Origin of the sequence: Brachyspira murdochii DSM 12563 (genome assembly GCF_000092845.1) — a bacterium.
Lineage (GTDB): Bacteria > Spirochaetota > Brachyspiria > Brachyspirales > Brachyspiraceae > Brachyspira > Brachyspira murdochii.
Map to the genome: position 1 here is coordinate 2781913 of NC_014150.1, position 26420 is coordinate 2808332.

Annotated in this window: 22 protein-coding genes; 18 read left to right on the forward strand and 4 right to left on the reverse strand. The window is 27.7% G+C overall.

The genetic code is table 11. From position 1 onward, the window contains the following. Positions 1–128 precede the first annotated feature (128 nt). Positions 129–1064: an SMP-30/gluconolactonase/LRE family protein gene (locus tag BMUR_RS12320; RefSeq protein ID WP_013114871.1), complete on the reverse strand. Its 936-nt coding sequence runs from the start codon at positions 1062–1064 to the stop codon at positions 129–131. A gap of 171 nt (positions 1065–1235) precedes the next feature. On the opposite strand from BMUR_RS12320, the gene BMUR_RS12325 reads away from it, so the two are divergent. Then, complete coding sequence (locus tag BMUR_RS12325) at positions 1236–1676, forward strand: RrF2 family transcriptional regulator (protein WP_013114872.1); 441 nt, start codon at positions 1236–1238, stop codon at positions 1674–1676. Positions 1677–1703: 27 nt separating this feature from the next. On the opposite strand, the gene BMUR_RS12330 is transcribed toward BMUR_RS12325, so the two are convergent. Beyond that, positions 1704–2360, reverse strand: coding sequence for a Crp/Fnr family transcriptional regulator (locus BMUR_RS12330; protein WP_013114873.1), 657 nt, complete (start codon positions 2358–2360; stop codon positions 1704–1706). A gap of 279 nt (positions 2361–2639) precedes the next feature. Between BMUR_RS12330 and BMUR_RS12335 the strand changes: the two genes are divergently transcribed. The 7 genes from BMUR_RS12335 (at position 2640) to lysA (ending at position 9943) form a co-directional block, all read left to right on the forward strand. Beyond that, positions 2640–4169: a sodium:solute symporter gene (locus BMUR_RS12335; RefSeq protein WP_013114874.1), complete on the forward strand. Its 1530-nt coding sequence runs from the start codon at positions 2640–2642 to the stop codon at positions 4167–4169. A gap of 12 nt (positions 4170–4181) precedes the next feature. Then, positions 4182–5333, forward strand: a complete 1152-nt coding sequence (locus tag BMUR_RS12340) for a cyclically-permuted mutarotase family protein (protein ID WP_013114875.1) — start codon at positions 4182–4184, stop codon at positions 5331–5333. A gap of 184 nt (positions 5334–5517) precedes the next feature. Beyond that, the gene (locus tag BMUR_RS12345; protein WP_013114876.1) at positions 5518–6672 is read left to right on the forward strand and encodes an HPr family phosphocarrier protein; all 1155 of its coding nucleotides are present in this window, start codon (positions 5518–5520) and stop codon (positions 6670–6672) included. Positions 6673–6686: 14 nt separating this feature from the next. Next, positions 6687–7382: a metallophosphoesterase gene (locus tag BMUR_RS12350; RefSeq protein ID WP_013114877.1), complete on the forward strand. Its 696-nt coding sequence runs from the start codon at positions 6687–6689 to the stop codon at positions 7380–7382. A 19-nt stretch (positions 7383–7401) separates the two neighbouring features. After that, positions 7402–7686: a hypothetical protein gene (locus BMUR_RS12355; protein WP_013114878.1), complete on the forward strand. Its 285-nt coding sequence runs from the start codon at positions 7402–7404 to the stop codon at positions 7684–7686. Positions 7687–7758: 72 nt separating this feature from the next. Next, positions 7759–8667 carry a divergent polysaccharide deacetylase family protein gene (locus tag BMUR_RS12360; RefSeq protein ID WP_013114879.1) on the forward strand — a complete coding sequence of 303 codons (909 nt, stop codon included), beginning with the start codon at positions 7759–7761 and terminating at the stop codon, positions 8665–8667. A 37-nt stretch (positions 8668–8704) separates the two neighbouring features. Then, positions 8705–9943: a diaminopimelate decarboxylase gene (gene lysA / locus BMUR_RS12365; RefSeq protein ID WP_013114880.1), complete on the forward strand. Its 1239-nt coding sequence runs from the start codon at positions 8705–8707 to the stop codon at positions 9941–9943. Between the two features lie 129 nt (positions 9944–10072). Here lysA and BMUR_RS12370 read toward each other — a convergent pair whose 3' ends face one another. Next, on the reverse strand, positions 10073–10495 hold the full coding sequence (locus tag BMUR_RS12370; protein WP_041750135.1) for a metal-dependent transcriptional regulator: 423 nt from the start codon (positions 10493–10495) through the stop codon (positions 10073–10075). A 241-nt stretch (positions 10496–10736) separates the two neighbouring features. Here BMUR_RS12370 and BMUR_RS12375 point away from each other — a divergent pair, with 241 nt between their 5' ends. The 7 genes from BMUR_RS12375 to BMUR_RS15100 all read left to right on the forward strand — a co-directional run bounded on the left by BMUR_RS12375 (position 10737) and on the right by BMUR_RS15100 (position 19274). Then, positions 10737–11420 carry a response regulator transcription factor gene (locus BMUR_RS12375; RefSeq protein ID WP_013114882.1) on the forward strand — a complete coding sequence of 228 codons (684 nt, stop codon included), beginning with the start codon at positions 10737–10739 and terminating at the stop codon, positions 11418–11420. Positions 11421–11427: 7 nt separating this feature from the next. Beyond that, positions 11428–13185: a sensor histidine kinase gene (locus tag BMUR_RS12380; protein ID WP_013114883.1), complete on the forward strand. Its 1758-nt coding sequence runs from the start codon at positions 11428–11430 to the stop codon at positions 13183–13185. Between the two features lie 81 nt (positions 13186–13266). After that, positions 13267–13476 carry a cation transporter gene (locus BMUR_RS12385; RefSeq protein ID WP_013114884.1) on the forward strand — a complete coding sequence of 70 codons (210 nt, stop codon included), beginning with the start codon at positions 13267–13269 and terminating at the stop codon, positions 13474–13476. Beyond that, positions 13477–14061, forward strand: a complete 585-nt coding sequence (gene ruvA / locus BMUR_RS12390; RefSeq protein ID WP_013114885.1) for a Holliday junction branch migration protein RuvA — start codon at positions 13477–13479, stop codon at positions 14059–14061. Between the two features lie 85 nt (positions 14062–14146). After that, positions 14147–14650 carry a GNAT family N-acetyltransferase gene (locus BMUR_RS12395; protein WP_013114886.1) on the forward strand — a complete coding sequence of 168 codons (504 nt, stop codon included), beginning with the start codon at positions 14147–14149 and terminating at the stop codon, positions 14648–14650. A gap of 1481 nt (positions 14651–16131) precedes the next feature. Next, a complete protein-coding gene (locus tag BMUR_RS12400) occupies positions 16132–17925 on the forward strand; it encodes a phosphoenolpyruvate carboxykinase (GTP) (RefSeq protein ID WP_013114887.1) in 1794 nt (597 codons plus the stop codon). Between the two features lie 875 nt (positions 17926–18800). Beyond that, positions 18801–19274 carry a hypothetical protein gene (locus tag BMUR_RS15100; RefSeq protein WP_244833452.1) on the forward strand — a complete coding sequence of 158 codons (474 nt, stop codon included), beginning with the start codon at positions 18801–18803 and terminating at the stop codon, positions 19272–19274. Positions 19275–19349: 75 nt separating this feature from the next. Here the strand turns inward: BMUR_RS15100 and BMUR_RS12410 are convergent, their stop codons facing one another. Beyond that, positions 19350–20525, reverse strand: coding sequence for an ankyrin repeat domain-containing protein (locus BMUR_RS12410; RefSeq protein ID WP_013114889.1), 1176 nt, complete (start codon positions 20523–20525; stop codon positions 19350–19352). A 160-nt stretch (positions 20526–20685) separates the two neighbouring features. Between BMUR_RS12410 and BMUR_RS12415 the strand changes: the two genes are divergently transcribed. From BMUR_RS12415 to carB, 3 genes are all read left to right on the forward strand, one after another. Beyond that, positions 20686–21351 carry an L-fuculose-phosphate aldolase gene (locus BMUR_RS12415; protein WP_013114890.1) on the forward strand — a complete coding sequence of 222 codons (666 nt, stop codon included), beginning with the start codon at positions 20686–20688 and terminating at the stop codon, positions 21349–21351. Between the two features lie 747 nt (positions 21352–22098). Further along, positions 22099–23178 carry a glutamine-hydrolyzing carbamoyl-phosphate synthase small subunit gene (gene carA, locus BMUR_RS12420; protein WP_013114891.1) on the forward strand — a complete coding sequence of 360 codons (1080 nt, stop codon included), beginning with the start codon at positions 22099–22101 and terminating at the stop codon, positions 23176–23178. Beyond that, a complete protein-coding gene (gene carB / locus BMUR_RS12425) occupies positions 23171–26362 on the forward strand; it encodes a carbamoyl-phosphate synthase large subunit (RefSeq protein WP_013114892.1) in 3192 nt (1063 codons plus the stop codon). Before carA ends, carB begins: the two co-directional genes overlap by 8 nt. Positions 26363–26420 lie beyond the last annotated feature (58 nt).

Genomic DNA, 26420 nt, shown 5'->3' on the forward strand with positions numbered 1-26420 from the left:
ACTTTAGCAAATTTAAAAATATAATATTTTAAACTTACAGCGTAAAATAAAAAACGCACATTTAAAATATTTTTAAATGCACGTTTTTTGAGCTACTATGAACGAAAAAATTATATATGAACTAAAAATTATAATTGAACTTTTTTAATTAAACTAGTAGAAAGTTCTGGTATATATATAACATTATTAACTAAATCTATATCAGCAACACCGCTTAAAGAACCTTCTATTTTTTCTAATTGATTTTTAGTAGCTAAATCAAATACATATATGCATGCATTGTTATTAGCACCGTCTACGCCCCAATCAGAAACATATAATTTACCATCAGCAATAGCTATACCGTCTAAAGCACCAGCACCTAATACTGAAGCTGTCCATTTAGTTAATCCAGTACCGTCTATATTTAAAGTATAAATATCTCCGCCATTAGGATCTCCTCCGAATGTACTTCCAGCTATATATAATACGCCGTTATCTAAGAATATTCCATTAGCACCAACTACGCCTGTTACTGATGAAGCTATAGATAAAGCAGAGTTATTATCAACTTTTATAAAATGAACTGTAGAAGCACCTGTATCAGTTAGAGCTACAGTTGTAGGGTCTATTACTACTGTATCATTTAAGAATTTAGAACCTTCTATAGGAAGTTTAGTAATTATTTTATTTTCTTTGATATTAGCTAATACCAAATTTCCAGTTAAAGAACTGTCATTAACTTGGTCTGGTATAATAATAATATCATCAGTTAAGAAAGAAAAACCTTTAGGGCTGTCTAACTGACCTTCAAAAAGTTTTTGAGGGTTAGAGCCGTCTTCGTTAGCTACGATTATAAATCCGTCTGCTGGTGCATTAGGATCTCCTAAATTAGCTATATATAATTTTCCATTTCTGAATTTTACACTTTCTGGTGCAGCTGCTCCTTCAACATTTATGGTAACAGCTTCTTTTTTAGCAGCAGTATTTGAAGCAGTGTTATTGTTTGTTTTATCAGCATTATTTGAACATGATAGAGCAAATATGAAAGCAGATAAAACTATAGCATAGTAAAGCTTATTCATTTTAAAGTTCTCCTTATTAGTAATTTGTTTTATTTAGGTATATAATTTTATATGTTTTTTTATATATATCAACTAAAAACTAAAAAAATATTGTTACTAAAGTTGTAACAACGTTTTTTTGTTTAATTAATTATTGACTATAAATAATTTTTATTTTATGATTATATCACTATGAAGATTAATACTAAATTATCAATAGCTGCTCATATAGTTTTATGCATAGCATTTTTTGAAAATGAAGGCACTACATCAAATTTACTTGCCAAAAGTGTAAGGACTAATCCTTCAGTTATAAGGAGAATACTATTAAAACTTCAGTCTGCTGGAATAGTAAAAACAGATAAAAAGGGAAGCAGGCTTATAAAAGATGAAGAGGATATAACACTTCTTTCTATATATGAAGCAGTATTTACAGAGGAGGAAAGGGGACTTTTTAATTTTCATGAGCCTAATCATGTATGCCCGGTAGGCTGTGCTATGTTTGATGTTTTGGGTGATGAGTTTAATAATGTGAGGCTTGATTTTGAGAAATCTATGTCAAATATAACTATAAAAAAGATAGCTGATGAGGTTAGAAATAGAAAAAAACATATTGATTTTATGAATAAATGATATGGTTATTTATTTATAAGATTTGTATTATAATTTTATAATAGTTATTTTGCTGCCGTCTAGTTTTATAATATTTTCTTTTGATAATCTGTTTAATTCTCTTGATAATGCACTTCTGTCAGCTGATATAAACTCTGCAAGTTTGTCTCTGTTATAAGGTATTACAATATTTCTGCTTTTCTGTATATTCGACATATATTTTAAATATAATATAATTTTGCTTCTCAAACTTTTCTGGCTCAGAATATCATTTTTAAAGGCTAAAAATTTATTCTTATCAGATATTACCATTAATAAATTCTGTAAAAATATGTTTTTATCATTGTTATTTGTGTTAAATATATTTTTTATATTTATTTTTAATATTTCAGTTTTATCTAATGATATAGCCTGTATAGATGATATTTTATTAGCAGAAAATGCTAATGCTTCTGCAAATATATCTCCATAATTTAATATATTCACTATATTTTTTCTAGTATCATCATATTCTTTTGAAATTTCTACTTTTCCTTTTAAGATAATATATATGCTGTCAATTTTATCTCCTGCATCTATTATAATATTATCTTTATCAAAATACTTTTTTTCAGATTTGAAATCTTCTAACAGAACTATTATCTGTTTATCATTCATATTGCAAAATAGATTTGATTTTTTTATTATGTCTATATATTTTTCCATATTAAAAACTAATATTTTTTATATATAGTAATATTTTTTTATAAAAAATCAATATGTATATAAAATTTCTGTATTATGTGTGTATTTTTTATATTAATATTATTAAATGTTATTACTTAAAGTATTTTAGCATATATTTTTAGTTAGAAATTTCATTTTTTTTATGGTGAATTGTATTAAATTGTAATATTTTCTATTTTTTAATTGACATTATAAATTTATTTGACTATAATATAATTGTTCACGTGAACAAAATATTATTTATAGGAGAACAAAACTATGGCTTGGCATTGGTTTGACTGGGTAGTCATCGGACTATACTTTGTTGTAATGTTTTTAATTGGTATGTTCTTTGCCAGAAGAACAAAATCAACTGATGATTATTTCAAAGCAGGCGGAAGGGTTCCTGCTTTGGTAACAGCTATGAGTATTTACGCTACAGCTTTATCATCTATTTCATTTATAGCTATACCTGCTTCTGTTTATAATAACAGTTGGCTTTTAGGTATGGCTCCGTTAGGTATTATTTTAATAGTATTATGGGTGGCTCCTACATTTGTACCATTCTTTAGAAGAGTTAATGTTACTACAGCTTATGAGTATTTAGGAAAAAGATTTAATAATTCTTTCAGATTAGTAGGAAGTTTAACATTCATACTTTTTCACGTTGTAAGAATGGCTATAGTAATTTATCTTCCTACTTTGGCTATACAGCAGGTACTTCCTTCTCTTAATCCTGTATTAATAACAGTTATTGTATCTATATTCTGCGTTGCTTATACTTCTATGGGCGGTATAGAGGCTGTATTATGGTCTGATGCTATACAAACTGTTGTACTTCTTTTGGGAGCTTTCCTTATTATTATAGTAGGTTTTGCATCTGCTCCTGAGGGAATAGGTCAAGGTTTTCAGCTTTTAGCTGATGATGGAAAAATTATAACTCCTGATTTCTTTACTTTTGATTTGTTTAAAACTAGTATATGGACTATCATAATTGGAGGGTTTGTTAACTCTATTTATTCTTATATAGGAAGCCAAGATATAGTTCAAAGATACGCTACTAATAAAGATGAACATGAAGCTAAAAAAAGTTTGTATATGAATATTCCTTTACTTTGTACTAGTATAGTAATATTTATAGGTATGGGTTCTGCTTTGTATATTTATTTTCATTTCAAAACTCCTTTGCCTGAAAACGTTAATGGTAATGCTATACTTCCTTATTTTGTAGTAAATGCTTTGCCTGTTGGTATATCCGGACTTGTAATAGCTGCTATATTTGCTGCTGCTCAGTCTACAGTATCATCTAGTCTTAATTCTGTTTCTACTTGTATGACTGCTGATATATTAGAGTTTTTAAAACCGGGTATGGAAGATGCTTCTAAATTAAAATTTGCAAGATTATCAAGCTGGATAGTAGGTATATTCAGTACTTTGCTTGCTATATACTTTATATATAATGGTCAGGGCGATATGTTCTTATATTTCCAAGCTATAACAGGTCTTTTAGGCGGTCCTATAGCTGCTGTATTCTTGGTAGGTATATTCTTTGATAAAATTGAAACTAAAGCTGTTTGGATAGGATTTATACTTTCTGTTATAGTGGCATTCTATATAAGCGATCCTGCAGGAATGCTTACTAAATTTATACCGGGATATACTAAACCAGAAATATTTGAGTTTATGCTTTCATTTATAATTATAGCAGTTGGAGTAATAGGTTCTTTCTTGGCTTCTTTTGCCTTTGGAAAACCATCTGCAGAAAAAATAAAAGGATTAACTTATTCTACAGTTATGAAAAATAAATAATGGGGAGATAAAATGAAAAAAATATGTTTAATTTTATCTATTATATTTATAATAAGCTGTTCCGGAACTAACACAGCTAATAATAACACTAATATACTAGATTCAAAAACTGATAAAAAAATAGTTTGGGAAGTGGGAGGACATTTACCTGCTCAAACTGGAATGGATAAAAATATAGGTACAGCAGGAGTTTTATATGGTTCTTTGGCTGATAAATATATAGTTGTAGGCGGAGGTGCTAACTTCCCTGAAGAATCCGTATTAAACGGCGGAGCTAAAAGAACTTATTCTGATATCTATATGCTTGAAGATAAAAACGGCGTATTAGAAGCAGTAGAGCATATTAACTTAGAAAATGAAATAGGATATGGTGCGTCTGTAACTACTGATGATGGAATATATTATATAGGGGGATCTTCAAATCCTGAAGCTGATGATGATATACTATTTATTACATTAAAAGATAATAAATTAAATGTTGAAAAAATAGGTGATTTGCCTTTCACTTTGCAAAATGGAGCAGCTGTTTATAAAGATAGTAAATTATATATAATTACTGGTAAACAAGCAGGCAAAGGAAGTAATAAACTTTATGAATATGATTTAGCAGCTAAAGAAGCTAAAGAATTAGCTCCAGTACCCGGAGAGGAAAGCAGAACTCAGGCTGTTGCTCAATTACTAAACGGCAATATATATGTATTTAGCGGCGGTGATTTAACAGCTTACACTGACGGTTACAAATATGATTTTGCTAGTAATACTTGGACTCCTGTTGCTGAAGTAGCTCTTAATGGTGAAGGAATATCTTTACTTGGTGCTGCATCTGTTAAACTTAATGAAAGTGAAATGCTTGTTATAGGAGGATTTAATAAAGCTATTTATGATGATGCTGTTTATAATTTAGCTAATCTTCAAGGTGCTGAATTAGCTGATTTCAGATCCGGATATTTCGGAGCTGATCCTTATGAATTTAATTGGAACAGTAATATATTAATTTATAACTGCGACTCTAATACTTGGAAAACAATAGGTGAGATTCCTTTTGATGCTCCTTGCGGAGAAGGTTTGATATTAATAGGAAATAAAATATATTCTATTAACGGAGAAATTAAACCCGGAGTAAGAACAGATAAAATGTATGTTGGTACAATTATTGCTAAATAAGATGGATAAAAATAATAATAAAGACATATCCAACTAAAAAGTTTTCCATAAATAAGGGCTTATTTCTATAATTGGGAATAAGCCTTTATTATTTAATTTATTTATCTTGTTTATACAAAAAGTTATTGAAATTTTAATAAATTAATGTTATTTTATAAAAAATATATTATAAGGCTTATGTTTTATGGAAGATTTTATATCTAAAGAATTTGAATGCAGAAATAGTTTGACATCTGATAATAAAATTGTTAATTCTATCGTTGATTTTTTAAGGACTATAGATGATAAAATTGAAATAGAAAATCAAAATGGAAAAATAGTTAATGCCAAATCTTTTGTAAAAATGATGGGGATTGATATAAAATACGGATTTAGATTTAAATTATACGTTTATGGTAATGATAAAGAAAATAATCTTAAAAGAATAGAAGATATACTTGAAAAAAAAGAGTTCTATACTTTAGAAAAGATTGAGGAATTAGAAAGAGAAAAAGAAGATGAAGATAATAAATATATAGAAAAAGAAATATTATCTTTAACACCTGAAGACAAAAAAGAAATTGTAAAAAATGATATGGAAAATAAAGTAAGACTATTAAAAGAAAAAAGAGATTCTATTCATTTAGAAAGTCTGAATCTGGATAATAATATTTTGTATATTAAGGATAATGATAAAACAAAAATTGTTGATGTTATTAATAATAATATATACGATGTAATAAAGTATTTATCATCGCATTATGAAATACCTATAAATGAAATAAGAACAAAAGATTTTATTTCATATCTAATAAGTGTAGTAAAAGGGAAAGATATGAAATTCTTTTATATATATATGTTTTTTAATGACATAAAAAAATATTTTTATGATCAGTTTGATAAATTATTTATAGAAAAACTTATAGGTATAGAAGATTTGCATGAAGAATATGATACGGTTATAATTAATAATTTTGTTGAAGAAGCCATAAAAAATTTAGATTATGTTCTTGAAGATAAAAGAAAATCTGCAGATTATTCTATTAACATTTATATGATGGATGATATTAACTCAAACTCTAATAAATATAGAGTAATAAATATAGTACAGACTATAGGAAAGATTTATGAGATAAAAGGAAGTATTGTAGATAATATTATTGACAGGATAAAATCTGATTATGAACCTTCCATTAATAATAAATATAATATAGATGAGTATAGTGATAATATAAAAGAGTTTAAGGATCTTTTACAAAAAGAATTTGAAAATATTTATACTTCTAAAGTATTAGAAAAAGATATTAGTAATTTAAATATAGATTATCATAATATATTAATACTTGCAAGGAGGCTTTAAGGGAGGTTTTAAAAATGAAAATATCCGTTATAGGTGATTTGCATGGAAAAGACTGCTGGAAGAAATTACTTGAAGGAAGATTTTCTGAATTTGATAAAATAATATTTATGGGAGATTACAGCGATGACAGCTGGGTTCGCTTTGATGATGAAGAGATAATTAATAATCTTAAAGATGTGATAGAGTTTAAAAAAAATCATAATGATAATGTTGAACTTCTTATAGGCAATCATGATTTTCAGTATATAGTGGGGTATCCTACAGCAAGCAGATACAGAGAAAGTTATGCAAAAGAAATGAATAAAATATTTAATGATAATGCTAATATATTTAAGCCTATACATATAGAAAATAATTATATTTTTACACATGCTGGAATAACAAATGGCTGGATTGATTATATAAAAAATAAATATAATATAGATAATATAAATATTGATAATATTGAAAGCATTGTAAATATAGTATATAAGAATGATAAAGATGACTGTAATATAGCCTCTTTCAGACGAGGAGGATTAAGTAAATTTGCAGGTATTTTGTGGGCTGACACAGAGGATTTGACTGCTGATTCTTGGGTTGGATATAATCAGGTGGTAGGGCATAATAGGGTAAAGCCGTATAGTATTATAAAAAAAGATGATACCATTATTTACATGTCGGATCATTTTGACAGCGAACAGGATAAATTATTGGTATTAGATATATAGTTTAAGGAGTTATTAATATATGTTTCGAGATAAACCGCCTTTTTTTTATAAATGCACAAAATGCGGACATTATTTTAGTTCTGATAAAAACTTGCATGCTCCTTCTATTTTTTCTAGTATTCCATTAGATTTTGAGAATACTGAAATTTCAGAAAATGGAAATGTAATAATGAAAGTTAATTCAGATGATGATAATAAAAAAGATTCTTTTTTTACAAAAATTATAAAAAATATTACTTACCCTAAATGTCCTAAATGCAAGGAACATGCTGTTGTGAGTATTGACAATATTATAGAAAAATGATTTAACTTATGTAATTGACTTTTATTAGTATTTAGATTATCATAAAAAGTAAATATTAGTTTGTTAGTTTTTATGAAAAGAATAATTATTTTTATATTTTTATTTATTATAATTATTGTATTTTCTTTTACCTTCATTAAGGTTAAAGAAAGTTATGGTATTAGTTTTGAATATGCAGATGGAAATTATACATCTGGAGAAACTATAACGTCAAAAAAAACTAATGATGTATTTTATTCAGCAGATATTAATTCTCCTAATATATCAGAACCTATATTAGATAATATTATAAAACCCATAGAAAGCAGTAATTTTATAAGTATTATAATAGATGACAGCGGGAATACTCTTGATTATACAGAGCGATATTTTAAATTAGCTTATGAATACGGCATAACATTTGCGGTGCTTCCAGATTCTCCTCACAGCATTGATTTTTCTTATGCAGCATATAGTAATGATGTTGATGTTATTTTGCATATGCCTATGGAGGGCAGTGATTATTTCGGAGAGAAAACTATAATAAGAACTGGAATGAATAAAGATGAAGTTTTTAATTTACTGGATTATTCATTCTCAAAAGTTCCTTATGCTAATGGAATGAATAATCATACAGGCTCTCTTGCTTGTAAGGATATTAATATAGTTTCTTATATGATTGACTATGCTAAAAATAACAATAAATATTTTGTTGATTCTTATACTTCTGCAGAAAGTTTGATATATGATTTGGCATTAGAAAATAATGTAAGAACGGCAAAGAGAAATGTATTTTTGGATAATGACAGAGATTATGACAGCATAATGAAGCAGTGGAGAGAGCTAATTAAATTATCAAAAGAGTACGGTATTGCTATTGGTATAGGTCATTATCAAAGTGAAGAGACATTAAAGGTTTTGGAAAATAATATGCCTCTTCTTTATGAGTATAATATATTAAGCGTGAATATAACAGAAGTTTTAACTAAAAAACTTGAATAAATTATAAAAAATAATTAATAAAAATAGGAGCGGTATAATGATAGGCTATAAAAATAATATATTAATGTGCGAGGATATTGATATAAGAGAACTTACAAAAGTTTACGGAAGTCCTTTTTATCTTTATTCAAAAAATGACATATTACAGAAAATAAGATTTTTGAAAGATATATTTTCATCTTTAGACGATGTATTAATAGCATATGCAGTTAAGGCTGAGAATAATTTGTCTATATTAAAAATGATGGTAGAAGAAGGAATTGGGGCAGATGTTGTTTCTATAGGGGAGAGTTTAAAATATATAAAAGCTGGAGGAGATGCCCGTAATATAGTATTTTCTGGTGTAGCAAAAACGGAAGAAGAGATAAAAAAATCTATTGAGCTTAATATAAAACGTTTTAATATAGAATCAATTCCGGAAGCTGTAAGAATTAATAATATAGCTAAAGAACTTAAAAAGAGAGTAAAATGTTCTATAAGAGTTAATCCTAATGTTGATGCCCATACTCATGAAAAGATTACTACTGGTGTAAATGGAAACAAGTTCGGAGTATGTATTAAAACTATAATAGAAAATTCTAATCTTTTAAAATCATTAGATAATATAGAAATAGAGTCATTATCAATGCATATAGGCTCTCAAATGACAGATGCTGAGCCTTTTTACAGAGCAATTTTGGTAATGAGAGATTTGATTAATGAGGTTAATAGCATGGGATTTAATATAACCGATATCGATATAGGCGGCGGTTATGGGGTAAGGTATAATAAAGATCATTCTGGTTTTGATTTTGATAAGTTCAAAAATGAAAGCATAAATCTATTAAAGGAAATGAATCTTAAAGTAACAACTGAGCCCGGAAGATATTTTGTAGCAGAATCTGGTGCTTTGATAATGAGAGTAGAATATGTAAAAGAGGAGCTTGGAAGAAAGTATGTTATATTAGACGGCGGTATGAATGATTATGTAAGGGTAGCTATGTATGATGCTTATAATGAGATATATCCTTTAGTAAAAAGAGAAAGTGTATCTAATTATGATTTTGTGGGACCTATATGTGAAAGTTCTGACTTTTTTGCTTATGACAGAGAGTGTTCTGTGGTGGAAGAGGGAGATTATGTTGCATTACTTGATGCTGGTGCTTATGGATTTAGTATGTCAAGCAATTATAATTCAAGACCGCTTATAGCTCAGGTTATGGCAGATAAAGATAAGCACTATATTATACGAAAAAGACAGACTTTTAATGAGATGATAGAAAGTGAAATTATATAATTAATAAATATAGACTTATTCGCTAGAATTATATTTAATTAAAAAATAATTCTAGCGGATTTTATTTTTTATAAAATTGTTATTATTATTCAAATATAGTTTAGAACATAAAAATTTTAATATAGGCTATTAGTTTTTATTAGTATTATTAAATATATTTTCTTTTTTGCAGTATCCGCAGAGGAACTCTTTGAATTTATGTACAGTATCTCTGCTCATAGCATGCTCTATTAAGCAGGCTTCTTCATCAGCTATTTTTTCATCTACATTTAATACATTTGTAAGGAAGTAATAGAATATAGCATGTCTTTCTGCAATATCTTTTCCAATAGCTCTTCCTGATTCTGTAAGCTCTATATCGCCGTAATGTTCATGCTTTATATGTCCAAGTTTTGACAGAGTTTTTATAGCAGTATTAACACTTGCTTTAGAGCGTCCAACTACATCAGCTATATCTGTTATTCTAATGGCTTCTTTAAAATTTTTTTCTACTTCTAAGTTGTAGATAGTTTCTAAATAATTTTCTAATATAGGTGTTATATCTTGTTTCATAAATATAATTTTAATATTAAAAATATTATAAGTCAACATTTAAATTTAATATTTTTTACTTAATATTATTAATGAAAGTTATTATATTGGATAAAATACAAATGATTTTTTTAGCGGCTATAAAAAATTTTGACAAAAAATAAATTTTTATTATATTATTATTGTATATAAGCTGTATATTAATAGTATAAAATATACAGATTATATAACAAAAAATTATATTATTTTGGTAGTTTAGATTATGAATAAAGAACTTATTTACTCAGTAGAAGATGATGACAACATCAGAGATCTTATTAAGTATACTGTTGAGGAAGCAGGATATACTATAGAATGTTTCTCAAACGGTAATGACATGCTTGAGGCATTAAAGAAGCAGACCCCTAATTTGGTACTTCTTGATATAATGCTTCCAGACATAGAGGGTACGGAAATATTAAAGATTATTAGAACCGATTATGCCCATCTGCCTATTAAGGTAATAATGCTTACAGCAAAGGCTAGCGAAATTAATATTGTTACTGGGCTTAATTTGGGTGCTGATGATTATATGCCTAAACCTTTTTCAGTTTTGGAGCTTTTAGCTAGAATTAAGGCTAATTTAAGAAAAAAAGATGTTAGGCTTGATGCTGAAGAGCTTACTTTTGGTGAAATAAAACTTGTAGTGAAAAAGAGAAGCGTATTTGTAGGAGAAAGGCAGGTTGTTTTAACACAAAAAGAATTTGATTTGCTTAAACTTTTAATGGAAAATGCCAATAATGTAGTTGATAGGGAAACTATGCTTGAAGAAGTATGGGGAGTAGATCATTCTATGGAGACAAGAACTATTGATATGCATATAAAATCTATCAGACAAAAACTTGATTTAACTAAAGAAAATATAATAACTGTCAGAGGTATGGGGTATAAATTGACAGAAGTATAACAATATTATGATTAGGAATATATTTTATAAATCATTGCTTATTCTTATATTATCAAGTGCATTAATGTTTATAGGAATACTGTTTACTGTTCAATATAATAATATTATGTACAGTCAGGTTATGATATTAAACATTATGGATATGCTTGAAAAGGAAATTGATTTATATGATGTACAGACAGAAGATGCCTTTAGAAAATTTGTGCTTCAATCAGATAAAGAGGAACTTAGAATAAGTATAATATCCACTAATGGAATGGTTGTAGCAGATACTCTTACAGATACTTCCAAAAATCCTATGGGAAATCATACTAACAGAAGCGATGTAATAGAGGCTCTTCATAGTATTGAAAATAAACCTGCTTTTTCTATACATACCTCTATAAGCCAGAAAACACCTTATATGTATGTGTCAAAAAAGATTAAGGCTGATGATGACAGAGATTATATATTAAGAATTTCAATACCTATAGATTCAGTTAATAAATATTTAATAAGTTTTCTATTTACGGCCGTTATGGTTATAGGTGTTGTTATTATCATTATGGCATTGGTGCTTCCTTTGATGAGCCGAAATATAATGATTCCTTTTTATATGATAAAAGAAACTCTTGATAATATATACAATAATAAATCAGCAGCCCCCAAGAACCTGACAGGTTATAATGATATTAATACTATTCTTTATGATATTAATGAGTTAGCAGTTAGTCTTAATGAAAATATTACAGGCTATCAAACTGAAAAAGAAAAACTTAATTATGTACTTGAAAATATAGCACAGGGTATTATAGCTGTTAATAAAAATAAAGAAATATTTTTTATTAATCAGTATGCATTAGACTTGCTTGAAATATCTGACAGCAATATAAAAAAATTAAGTGAAATCATAAAAAGCAGTGAAGTAATAGAAAGAATTAATAATGCTATAGAGTTTAATAGATTTTCTAAATTTGATGTAAAAGAACATACTATGGATATAGAAATTACTATTATACCTATACGCAATAATGAAAATATATCAGCATTAATAAAATTTGAAGATGTTACAGATATAAGAAAAGTAGAGATAGAAAAGCAGGACTTCTTTATTAATGCTTCTCATGAATTGAAAACTCCTCTTACTTCTATAATAGGATACTCTGAACTTCTTATTGCTACAGGAGGAGGAAAAAATCAGGCAGATTTTATTAAACGTATAAATAATGAGGCTTTGAGAATGAAAGACCTTGTTATAGATATGCTTACATTAAGCAGAATAGAGGCTAATTGGAAAGAAACTATTGATGAGAAGATAGATATTAAAGATATTATACTTGATGTTTTTGAGAGTAATAAAATAAAGGCAGAACAAAGAGAAATAAATATAGAGCTTGATATAGAATCTGCTTTTATAATGGCTAATAAAGAAAAGATTACAGAGGTAGTTAATAATTTGGTTGATAATGCTATAAAATATACTGATGACGGCGGAAGTGTAAAGGTATTTTTAAAACAAAAAGCTGATAAGGCAGTATTTACTGTTAAAGATACAGGCTGCGGAATAGCTCCTCAGTATTTAAACAGGATATTTGAAAGATTTTTCAGAGTAAAAAATAATAAATATCTTAAAGTGCATGGTACTGGACTTGGGCTTACAATAGTAAAAAACATATGCAATTACTACAATGCCAACATACATATAAAAAGCGAGGAGAATGTCGGAACAGAGATGAGTGTTGTTTTTAATTTGTATAGAGAAGAAGCAGAAAAAATAAATAAATAATATTGTTTTTTTTGTGTTGCAAAATACCCTTATCTAGTATATAATTTTGTTAGATAATTAAAACAAAGGAGTATTAAAAAAATGAAAAATATAACTATAAAAATAAAAGGAATGGGTTGTCAAAACTGTGTTAAAGCTGTTACAGAAGAATTAACTGCTTTAGATGGTGTGAGCAAAGCTGATGTAAGTTTGGAAAAGGCATGTGCTGAAGTAGAATATGATGAGGCTAAAGTAGGCACTGATAAAATGCTTGAAGTGATAAAAGAATTAGAATACGAGCCTAGTTTATAAATGTTTGCTTTTATAGAAGGTAATGTTCAGATAATATCCGAGGGTGTCATAGCTCTTGTTTGTAATGGTGTTGGGTATGAGATTATAGTATCAAAAAAACTTGAAGTAAAAAATGATGATAAAATAAGACTTTATACTCAGCTTATACATAAAGAAGATGCTATGATACTTTATGGTTTTTTAACTAGAGAAGAAAAAAAGATGTTTTCTACACTTATAGCAGCTTCAGGTGTGGGACCTAAACTTGCTATGGAGATACTTTCTACATATTCAATTAATGATCTTATGCATATACTTTTTAATAAGGATATTAATTTATTAAAAAAAGTTCAGGGTATGGGATTGAAAAAGGCTGAGAAACTTTTATTTGAACTTAGAGATAAAATAGAAAAGATTGATATTAATATTTCTTCTTCATCTGTTCAAAACTATAATGATAATGAAAGCGATGTTATAAAGGCTTTAATATCATTAGGTTTTTCAAATAATGAGGCTGTTAAGGCTTTGTCTTCAATAGAAAATAAAGATAATATGTCGGCAGAAGATTTGATAAGTAATGCTTTAAGAAATTTAAGTTCTATATAAAAATCATTTTTAAAAATAATTGAAAATAAATAGTTATTAACATATAATAATAGTAATTGATAATTATTATTATTAGGATATTATTATGGATATAGTTGTAAAAAAGGCCGAATTAAAAGATGTTTTTGATATAAGTAAACTTCATGCCATATGCTGGAAAGATGCTTATAAAAATATTATACCCGATTCTTATTTAAAGAGAATATATTTAGATGATTGGTGTACTGAGTTTGAAGAGGGTATTAATAATAAAACAAGAGAGGCTCATATTGCCTATATTGATAATAAACCTATAGCAGTTATTTCTCATGGAAAAAGCAGATGCAGTATGGAAGGCTATGGGGAGATAATATCCTTATATGTACACCCAATATATCAAGGTTCAGGAATAGGTACTTTGCTTCTTGAACATGCTGTAAAGTACATGAAAGATTTGGGTTATACAAATATATGTCTTTGCGTTTTTGAGAAAAATGAAAAGGCAAAAGAGTTTTACCAAAAAAAAGGATTTAAAGATTCTGGGAATAAAAATAGTCTAAAAATAGATGATGAAGATATAGAAGAAAGTATTTATGTTTATGATTTGTAATTTATATTTTTTCATTTTTTATTTAATTATAATAATATAAAATATAAATCATAGTTAGTTTATCCTGTTTAATAATTTTTATATTGACTTATCATAAAAACTTTGTTAAACTAAATATATAGAGCTAGTACGAATGGCAGAAAATTTGCCGCCCACGCCTGCCGCTTGTGCGATGGATGGGATATGTGTCCTTCCTATTCTAGATTTTTTATCTAATATATTTTTATCTCTTACTTATATTGTAACTAGTTATTTAATAGTTCTATTTTTCATTGTATAATTCTAAAATCATACTATTATTATTTTATATTCTTCTGTAATATCAGTGTGGCTTGCCTTATTTTTTTCGATTATATTCTTTTTTAATAATATGGGCTTATCTTCTAAACCTTGTTTTTTCAAAAAAGATTTATACTATAGTTAGTTTATTAATGAATATTTTTAATTAATTTTCCTGACTGTCTTCTTGTTCTTTTTCTCTCTTGATTTCTTCTTTTAACTTTTTTATTAACTTCAAGTCTATAACAACATGATCTTCAGGATTTAGCGGTTTTATTAAGCCCGCATCTATATTTTTTGTCTAATTTTATTTATATCTATATTAGGATAAGGAGCATCATCAAGCCAGTGTTCCCAATATTTTTCATCTGTACTTTTAGCCATTATCTCTAACCCATTTTATTTTATAGTTAAATGTTATAATTATTTTCTGCTTCTTCTTTTATATCTTCTATAATACATTAATACATTTACCATGTGCTAAATGCTCTTCATAATCTATCAAATTACTATAAGGTTTTAAATTAATATCCCTATGTTCACTATCTATTATAAAAGTTGACGTAATATTAGTTTGATTTTCACTTTCGGCAATATTTTCTAATTTATCATTTTATCATATAGTTCATTTTCTAATCTTACATAAATACTTTTAATATTGGTTTAGCTTTATTTTCAGGGGGCAATTTTTTTTCGTACTGTCCCTTCTCTTGCCACAGTATTATCCTTTAATTATGAAAGCTACTGATAAAATTATTACAGATAAAGATAATATAATAAAACTAGCAAATCTTATATTGTTAATTATGTACCAACCTTCATTTATACAATTATTTTTGTTTAGATGTTTTTATAATCATAATTAAATTTATTATGCTTAAAATTAAAGCTGAAATTGATATTATAATGGTAATAGTTTTTAACATTTTTAATCCTCATATTAGTAATTATTTATATTATATATTATTTTTTTATAAATCTTAATAGCATATTAAAAAAATTGTATTATGTGTATAAGCATTATTATATATATTAGAATTAATATTCTTTTTCATTAATATTAATTTTTTGTGTTTTTTTGCAGATAAAAAAATATATTTTGTTATATTTATAAAATAAAGAATAAATTTATAAAAATCATTTACTAAAAAATCATTTTATTGTATAATACTTGCAACAAATTTTTATAAGGAGTAATATTCATGAAGGTTGAAGATTTAAAACATGAGAAGCTAAAAGCTTGGATTAAAGAAGTAGCAGATATGTGTCAGCCAAAAGATATATATGTATGTGATGGAACTAAAGAAGAATATGACAGCTGCATGAACGGCTTAGTAGAATTAGGTTTAGCAAAGCCTTTAACTAAAAGACCTCACAGTCACTCTTTCAGAAGCGATCCTTCTGATGTAGCACGTGTTGAAGATAGAACTTTTATCAGTTATCCAGATAAAGAAGATGCAGGTCCTACTAATCACTGGATGGCTCCAGATGAATTAAAAGGTACTATGAAAGAATTATACAAAGGCTGTATGAAAAACAGAACTATGTATGTAATTCCTTTCTCTATGGGTCCTGTAGGTTCTCCTATTGCTAAAATAGGTGTAGAAATTACTGACAGCCCTTATGTTGTTTGTAACATGCATATAATGACTAGAGTAGGTACTAAAGTATTAGAAGTATTAGGTTCTGACGGTGAGTTTATACCTTGCTTACACTCTGTGGGAGCTCCTCTTGCTGACGGTGAAAAAGATACTAAATGGCCTTGTGCTCCAATAGAGAAAAAATATATTTCTCATTTCCCTAATGAAAACTTAATTTGGTCTTATGGTTCTGGTTACGGCGGAAACGCTTTACTTGGTAAAAAATGTTTTGCTTTACGTATTGCTTCTGCTATGGCTAGAAGAGAAGGCTGGATGGCAGAACACATGCTTATCTTACGTCTTACTAACCCAGAAGGCAAAAGATTCCATATAGCTGCTGCATTCCCAAGTGCTTGCGGTAAAACTAACCTTGCAATGTTACAGCCAACAATCCCAGGGTGGAAATGTGAAACTATAGGTGATGATATTGCTTGGATGAAAATTAATCCAGATGACGGAAGACTTTATGCTATCAACCCAGAAGCTGGTTTCTTCGGTGTAGCTCCCGGTACTTCTTATGATTCTAACCCTATGGCTATGGAATCTATCAAAGAAAACACAATATTTACTAACTGTGTAGAAACAGATGACGGCGATGTATGGTGGGAAGGTATGGGTCCTGCACCTAAACATGGTATAGACTGGAAAGGTAATGACTGGACTCCAGAAAGCGGAGAAAAAGGTGCTCACCCTAATGCTAGATTTACCGCTCCTGCTAGACAATGTCCTGTAATTTGTCCAGACTGGGAAGATCCTAAAGGTGTACCTATAGATATATTCATCTTCGGCGGAAGAAGAGCTTCTGTTATGCCTTTGGTACATGAATCTTATAACTGGGATCATGGTGTATTTATGGGTTCTACTGCTGCTAGTGAAACTACTGCTGCTAATATTGGTGCAGTTGGTGCATTAAGATTTGACCCATTTGCTATGCTTCCATTTGCTGGATACAATATGGGCGATTATATGAATCACTGGCTTGAAATGGGAGATAAATTAGGCGATAAAGCTCCTAGAATCTTCTATGTAAACTGGTTCAGAAAAAATGCTGACGGTAAATGGTTATGGCCTGGATTCGGTGATAATTCAAGAGTATTAAAATGGATGTGTGAAAGAGTTGAAGGTAAAATTGAGGCTGTTGACACTCCTATAGGTAAAATGCCTAAAGAAGGCGATTTAGACCTTAAAGGTTTAGATATACCAGAAGCTGATTTCAAAGAACTTATGAGAGTTGATGTTGATGCTTGGAAAGATCAGGCTAATCAAATAGAAGCTCATTATACTAAATTTGGTTCAAGACTTCCAGCTAGACTTAAAAAACAATTAGAAGAATTAAGAGCTAGATTAAGCAAATAATTTTAGTCAATAGTTTTTCTTAAAAAATATAAGCCGATAGTTTAATTAATATTAAGCTGTCGGTTTTTTTATTGCTGTTTTATATTCAATTATTTTATGATTAATTAAAAAGTTGAAAAAACTCTAAAAATAAATATAATCTATTTCTATAAATTTTATATTATAGTTTTGTAATTATGAATACTTTTTTTAAAAAATTAAAAATATACCCGCAAAAAAATATTATAATATTAGCATTAATTTTTGTTATGCCTTTTACAATGTATTTATTATTTGTTAAAGGCATTTCTATTGATAATTATAAAATAACTCAAATAACATCTTATTTTTTTTCTTTTAAGATTTTTTATTTGTTTTGTTTTAATTTACTGTTTAATTTGAATAATAAAAAAAATACATTTATAACTTTTTTTATATTTTTGTTTATAGGCATTCTTAGTGTATTTATACCTTCCTCGGATTTTACATTTAAAGATATAATGTCTGCTAATAATAATTTTATTTTTTTTGTTCATACTATTTTAAATAAAAATCTATTTTTAGATATTATATTTTTTATAATGACTGCGTTATCATTTAACGAATATAAAAATTATAAAAATATTTCTGAAGTATTTACTTTCTCTGCAAATATGATTATATATTCTATTTTTTATTCTATATTTTCATCTATTATATTTATGATAGTTTTTGTACTTATTATAAATTTATTTAAAGATTTTTTTATCAATACTTTTTCTGATACATTTTTAATTATAAATACATTTGTATTATTTATTTTTTATATATTTGCATTTACTCCTTTTATAATTTACAACATATATAAAAAAGATATGAAGCATAAAAATATATCAATATACTTTTCAAGAATAATAATGTATATAAGTTTATATAATATAGTTAAATATTTATTTACTATGTATATGCCTTATAATAGTCCTTATGATATTAGAATCAATTTTATACTTTATAATGCAGCTCTTGCTATAGGAGCAGTAAATTTATTTTTTGTGCGTATTGATTATAAAGCAAGTATATTAACAAAGATAGTTTATATTATATTTCCTGTCATAACATTTATTTTTAATATAATCATTTTTAGCTCTCTTCTATACAGAATAAAAGAATATGGAATAAGCCCAAATAAATTAACTTTGCTTTTTACAAATATAATAATGCTTGTTCATTTTCTTTTGATAATCATTGATAATATAAAATCATTAAAAAAATTAGGCAGTATAAAAAATATAAAAAGTATTATACTAACAAATAATAGAAGCTGTTATGTATACATTTATGGGATTATAGCTTTTATAGTATGTTTTATAATGCCTTTGTTTTATAGTTAATATAAGCAATTATAATTTGTAAAGAATTAATTTTGATATTTATACTTTTCAAAGTTTCCGTAAATAACATAAAGCCTACATTTTTTTCTTATAATATTTTTTTACTATGTCAATCATTTTTTTATCTTGAATAGCCTCTGCATATTCCAAAACATTATAACTGTCTTTTATATCATCTCCATAAATATCAGGAGGATTTAATTTTATATTTAAATCCGCACCATTTTTTAATAAGTATTCAGCAACTTCATAATTATGTTGGTCTATAGCATGAAATATTGCAGTATAGTTTATATCATTAGGATAATAGTTCACATCAGCCCCATTTTCAACCAATGCCTTAACTATTTCTAAATTACCCTCACCTGCAGCAATTGCTATAGGAGGATAATAATATAAAAATTTTGTATCTAAATCGGCACCATTATCTTTTAAGAGTTTTACCACTTCAGGAGTAGATGCTGCAAGTATAGTAGCAGGAGCAACTCCGCCATCATTTGTAGCATTTACATTGGCACCATTTTCTATTAAAAGTTTTGAAGCTTCATAAGGATTTTCTCCTGTAACAGCCCAAAGTAATGGAGTATCCCCATTATCATCGGCTTTTCCATTAACATCTATTCCATTATCTATTAAATATTTCATTATATTAATATTACCTTTTTCAGAAGCATAAATAAGTGCAGATGCTCCCCAAGATGATTTTTCATTTATATCTGCATTATTTGCTACTAATAAATTAAACATTTCTTCATTGCCATTTTCACATGCAAGTATAATCATATTTTTGCCGTCTTTATTTTTTATATCTATATCAGAATTATTGTTTATTAGTAATTTTGCTATCTCTATATTATCAGTTCTTACAGCTTCCATTAAAGCATTAAATCCATCACTTGCTCTTAAATTAACTAAAGCCCCATTATCAATCAATGATTTTGCTATATCATAATGCCCGTATGATGAGGCTATCATTAAAGGAGTTGTATTAGTATAATGTGTAATATTGCCTATGAGAATTTCATCTTTTGACTGAGCATTTATACTGCCGTCGTTTATTAATTTAATCATTTCAGCAACGCCTGTTTTATTTTTATTTTTTTCTAATAGCTTTAATAATTCATCATTCGGCATTATTATTTCATTTGTCATTGATGTGTTTTTTAACTTTTCATTATTACTTTCATTTATTTGATTTGAATATAGCGATGTAATTACTGTTAATAATATAATTATAATGTTCTTTTTCATATGACTCTCCGATTATTAATTATTTTTAATATATCATAAATAATAAAAAAAATAAAGTAATGGTATTAACTTAAAATCAAATTATCATAATAGCACTATTTTTTATAAAATTATAGTTTATAATAAAATAATAATAAATAAAATATTAAGGATAAATACTATGATAAGTCAATTAAATGAATATAGAAAATTATTGTCTAATGATATAATAAAAACATGTCTTAGAATGCAAAAAGACGGTATTAATCAAGGTACATCTGGAAATGTAAGTGTACGTTTTGAAAACGGTATGCTTATTACACCTTCAAGTATGCCTTATGATACTATGAAAGCCGAAAATATAGTTTTTGTTGATGAGAACGGAAAGTCAGAAGAAGGCAAAAGACCTTCAAGTGAATGGAGATTTCATTTATCAATACTAAAAGATAATCCTGATTTTAACTGTGTTATACATAGTCATTCTATATATTCTACAGTAGTATCTATAATGGGAGTTGATTATATACCAGCCATACATTATATGATTGCTGTTGCGGGAGGAAAAATTATACCTTGTGCTGAATATGCTACTTACGGTACAGAAGAGCTTTGCAATAATATATCAAAGGCTATGAAAGGGTATAAGGCTTGTATTATGAAAAATCATGGACTTGTGGTTTCTGATTCTACTATAGAAAAAGCTTATGGTGTTTTGGTAGAAGTAGAAAATATTTCAAGGGAGTTTGTAGAACTTAGTAAAATTGGTAAGTATAATGTTTTATCAGATGAAGATATGGATATAATACTTAAAAAATTTGGTAATTACGGATTAAATGCCCAGAAATAATATTTTAAAATTAATTTAATAATATATCTTTTTTCTTTTATGAAATTAAATATATATATTATTATTTTTTTAATATATCAAACAGTATGTAATTTGTTAAAAATAAACATTGTATGCTGTTTTAATATATGATATTTCAAAATATGATTACATAGGCATTCTTTTATAAAGTGCAAATATAAAAATAATACTAAATAGTAATAATTGTGTATTACAAGTATGATAAATTACTGAATTTAGTATTAAATATAGAATTTCGCAGTCAAAGTTGGACAAAGATACAAAAAAGTTGGGTATGGTATTACTGTGAAAAACCTAGATATTAAAAATAAAATATGATTTTATTTTTGACAAATTATAATTATTTATGTATATACTAAATTTTATAATTAAAAAAATATATATAGTATTATTGTTTTATATTAATTTTTATATTTGCCATTTTGATTTATTTGACGAAAAAGCCTTAAAATGAAGCTAATAATATATTTACAAAAATATAAAATTATTTTACTTTTTATAAAAAATGATTGTAATATTAATTATATATGTTATAGTGTATAAAATTAAAATATAGAAAAGTAATATGATGAATTATAAGAAATATAAATTAAAAAAAGTTCTGCAAACGATGCAGTTTTTTATAATCTTAAAAAAGATTGGAGATTGACATTTTGTTGATTTCCAATCTTTTTTTTATTTTAATCAAAAATCTAAAAAAAATTTAGAATAATAGGAAGGCTAAAATTGAAACGTTATTTAATACTTGAAGACGGAAGTCATTATGAAGGCATAGGATTTGGTTCTGATAATTTTAGAATAGGTGAATTGGTTTTTAATACATCTATGACAGGATATCAGGAGATACTTTCAGATTTATCATACTGCGGACAAATAACTGTTATGACTTATCCATTGATAGGTAATTACGGTATAAACAGAGATGATTTTGAGAGTTTGAATCCAGCTATATTTGGATTTGTAGTTAAAGAGGCTTGTAAAAGTCCTAATAATTTCAGGAGTGCTGAAACTATAGACGAGTTTTTAAAATTAAAAAATATTCCAGCTATAGAAAATATTGATACAAGAGAGATAACAAAAAAAATAAGAGAAGCAGGCACTCTTAAAGCTGTAATGAGCGATACTATAGATAATAAAGATGATATAGTAAAAATGCTTAAAGAGACTTCTTATATGAATGATCATGTAAAAAGAGTTTCTACAAAAAATGCCTTTCCTATACCCAACAGAGGGAAGAAAGTTGTACTGATTGATTTCGGAGCAAAACTCGGAATAATAAGAGAGTTAACTAAAAGAGATTGCGATTTGGTAGTAGTACCTTATGATACAGATTATAAAACTATAATGAGTTTAAATCCAGACGGTATAATGCTTTCAAACGGACCGGGGGATCCCAAAGATGTAAAAGAATCAATTAATACCATAAGAGAGCTTATAGGAAAAGTACCAATATTTGGTATATGTTTGGGTCATCAGCTTATAAGTTTGGCATGCGGAGCAAATACGATTAAATTAAAATTTGGGCATAGGGGCGGTAATCACCCTGTTAAAGATTTGGAAACTTCAAAAGTGAGCATAACAAGTCAGAATCATAGCTATGCTGTTGAGAAAGAGAGTTTACATAATACTAATTTAATTATGACGCATGTATCTTTAAATGATGGAAGTGTAGAGGGAGTTAAACATAAAAAATATCCTGTATTTTCTGTTCAGTATCACCCAGAGTCTAATCCAGGACCTGAGGATAGTAAATATTTATTTGACAAGTTTATTAATATGATGAATGAAGGGGTAAAAAATGCCTAAAAGAAATGATATAAAAAAAATATTAGTAATAGGTTCAGGTCCTATAGTGATAGGGCAGGCTGCAGAGTTTGATTATGCAGGTACTCAGGCTTGCCAGTCTTTAAAAGAAGAGGGTTATGAGGTTATACTTATCAATTCTAATCCTGCTACTATTATGACTGATAGTGCTGTGGCAGATAAAGTGTATATTGAGCCTATTAATTTGAATTTTGCTAAAAGAATAATTTATAAAGAAAGACCAGATGCGATACTTGGTTCTTTAGGAGGACAAACTGGCCTTAATTTGGTTGTTGAGCTTGCAGAAAGTGGGATATTAGATGAATATAATGTTGAAATTTTAGGAACGGATTTAAATGCTATAAACTGTGCTGAAGACAGAGAGCTTTTTAAAAAACTTATGAATGATATTAATGAGCCTGTACCAGATAGTGTTATAGTGCATAGTGTAGAAGAGGCAGTTGCTTTTGCCAATAAAATAGGTTATCACTTGGTTGTACGTCCTGCTTACACTCTTGGAGGCACTGGAGGCGGATTTGCACGAAATGAAAAAGAGTTAATCGAAATATGCGAAAGCGGATTAAAAATAAGTCCAGTACATGAATGCTTGGTTGAAAAGAGTATTGCAGGATATAAAGAGATAGAATATGAGGTTATGCGTGATAATAATGACAATGCTATAGTAGTATGTAATATGGAAAATGTTGACCCAGTAGGAATACATACTGGAGACAGTATAGTAGTAGCTCCCTGTCAGACGTTAAGCGACAGAGAAAATCAAATGCTTAGAAATGCAAGCCTTAAAATAATAAGAGCTTTGAAAATTTGCGGAGGATGCAATGTACAGCTTGCACTTGATCCTAAAAGTTTTAATTATTATATAATAGAAGTTAATCCTAGAGTATCGCGTTCCAGTGCTTTGGCTAGTAAGGCAACAGGTTATCCTATTGCTAAGATAAGTGCAAAAATAGCTGTGGGTATGACTTTAGATGAAATACTTAATCCTATTACAAAAAAAAGCTATGCATGTTTTGAGCCTTCTATTGACTATATAGTTACAAAATTTCCAAGACTTCCTTTTGATAAATTTCCTAATGCCGACAGACAGCTTGGCACTCAGATGAAAGCTACAGGCGAAGTTATGAGTATAGGACGTAATTTTGAAGAGTCATTTTTAAAAGCTGTGCGTTCTCTTGAAATAAAATGCGATCATATAATGCACAATGATGTTTCTAATTATACTACTAAAAAATTATGGGAGCGTATAGAATTAAGAGACGATTTGAGAATATTTATTATAGCAGAACTCTTAAGAAGAGGTGAGGATATTAATGATATTATATATATTACTCATATAGACAGATTCTTTTTAGAAAAAATAAAAAATATAATTATATTAGAAGAAAAATTAGAAAATAATAAAATGAATATAGATGTATTAAGAGAATGTAAGGAGAGAGGATTTTCTGACAGCTATATATCAAAAGTTTGGGGCATTGAAGAGATTGATTTATACAAATTAAGACATGAAAATAATATAGTGCCAGTATACAAAATGGTTGATACTTGTGCTGGAGAGTTTGAAAGTGAGACTCCTTATTTTTATTCTACTTATGAAAAAGAAAATGAATCTGTAAAAAGCGGCAAAGAAAGTATAATAGTATTAGGTTCTGGACCTATAAGAATAGGGCAGGGTGTTGAATTTGATTATTCTACTGTTCACTGTGTTATGACTATAAGAGAGGCTGGATATGAGGCTATAGTGATAAATAATAATCCAGAAACAGTATCAACAGACTTTTCAATATCTGATAAACTTTATTTTGAACCTCTTACTATAGAGGACGTTATGCATATAGTGGAATTAGAAAAACCAAGAGGAGTTATAGTACAGTTCGGCGGACAAACTGCTATTAATTTGGCTGAAAAATTAGTTATGCATGGAGTTAATATATTAGGTACTTCATTAGAAAATATTAATAAAGCAGAAGACAGACATGAATTTGAAGAGATGTTAAAAGCTCTTGATATACCTCAGCCTAAAGGAAAAACTGCTTTTACAATAGATGAAGCTGTGATAATAGCTAAAGATATAGGTTATCCTGTTTTGGTACGTCCGAGTTATGTACTTGGAGGGCGTGCTATGGAGATAGTCGATAATGATGTTTCTTTAAAAATATATATGGATACTGCTGTAAAAGAGATAAGCAATAAAGCTCCAATATTGATTGATAAATATGTTATAGGTAAAGAAATAGAAATTGATGCTATTGCTGACAGTGAGCATAATGTATTTATTGCGGGTATTATGGAGCATATTGAAAGAGCTGGTATTCACTCTGGGGATTCTATAAGTGTATATCCTGCACAGACTATTTCAAAAAAAGTAAAAGATACTATTATTGATTATACCAAAAGAATAGGAGAGGGATTTAATTTTATAGGGCTTTACAATATACAGTTTATAGTTGATAAAAATGATAATGTTTATGTTCTTGAGGTTAATCCTAGAAGCAGCAGAACAGTGCCGTTTTTAAGCAAGATAACAAATGTTCAAATGGCTAATGCGGCTACTATGTGTATACTTGGGAAATCATTAAAAGAGCAAGGTTATAATAATATATACAAGGAAGAATCTAAAAATGTATTTGTTAAAGCACCTGTATTTTCTTTTGCCAAATTAAGAAGAGTTGATACTATACTTGGTCCAGAGATGAAAAGTACTGGAGAGGCTTTAGGTTTTGATGTTAATTTTGAGAAGGCTCTATATAAGGCATTGATAGCTAGCGGAGTTAAAATACCTCTTCAAGGGAATGTTCTTCTTACTATATCGGATAATCATAAAGATGAAGTATTAGATTTGGCTAAAAGATTTTCTAATATTGGTTATGGAATATATGCTACAAAAGGTACTGCCAATTTTTTAAGAAGAGAAGGTCTTTATGTTAAGGAAGTTTCAAAGATTGATGAAGAAGGTTTTGAAAATATAGTAGATACTATAAGACTTGGAAGGGTTGATTATGTTATAAATACAATAGAAACTAATAGTCAGACTCATTCTGATAGTTTGGAATTAAGAAGGGCATCTGCTGAAAATAATATATCATGCATTACATCATTAGATACGGCTTATGCTTTGCTTAGAGTAATAGAGTCTATGAACTTTAGTATAATGCCTATTGCCTGATTGTATTATAAATAAATTAAAAAAGATGAGCATATTTATTTTTTATGTTCATCTTTTT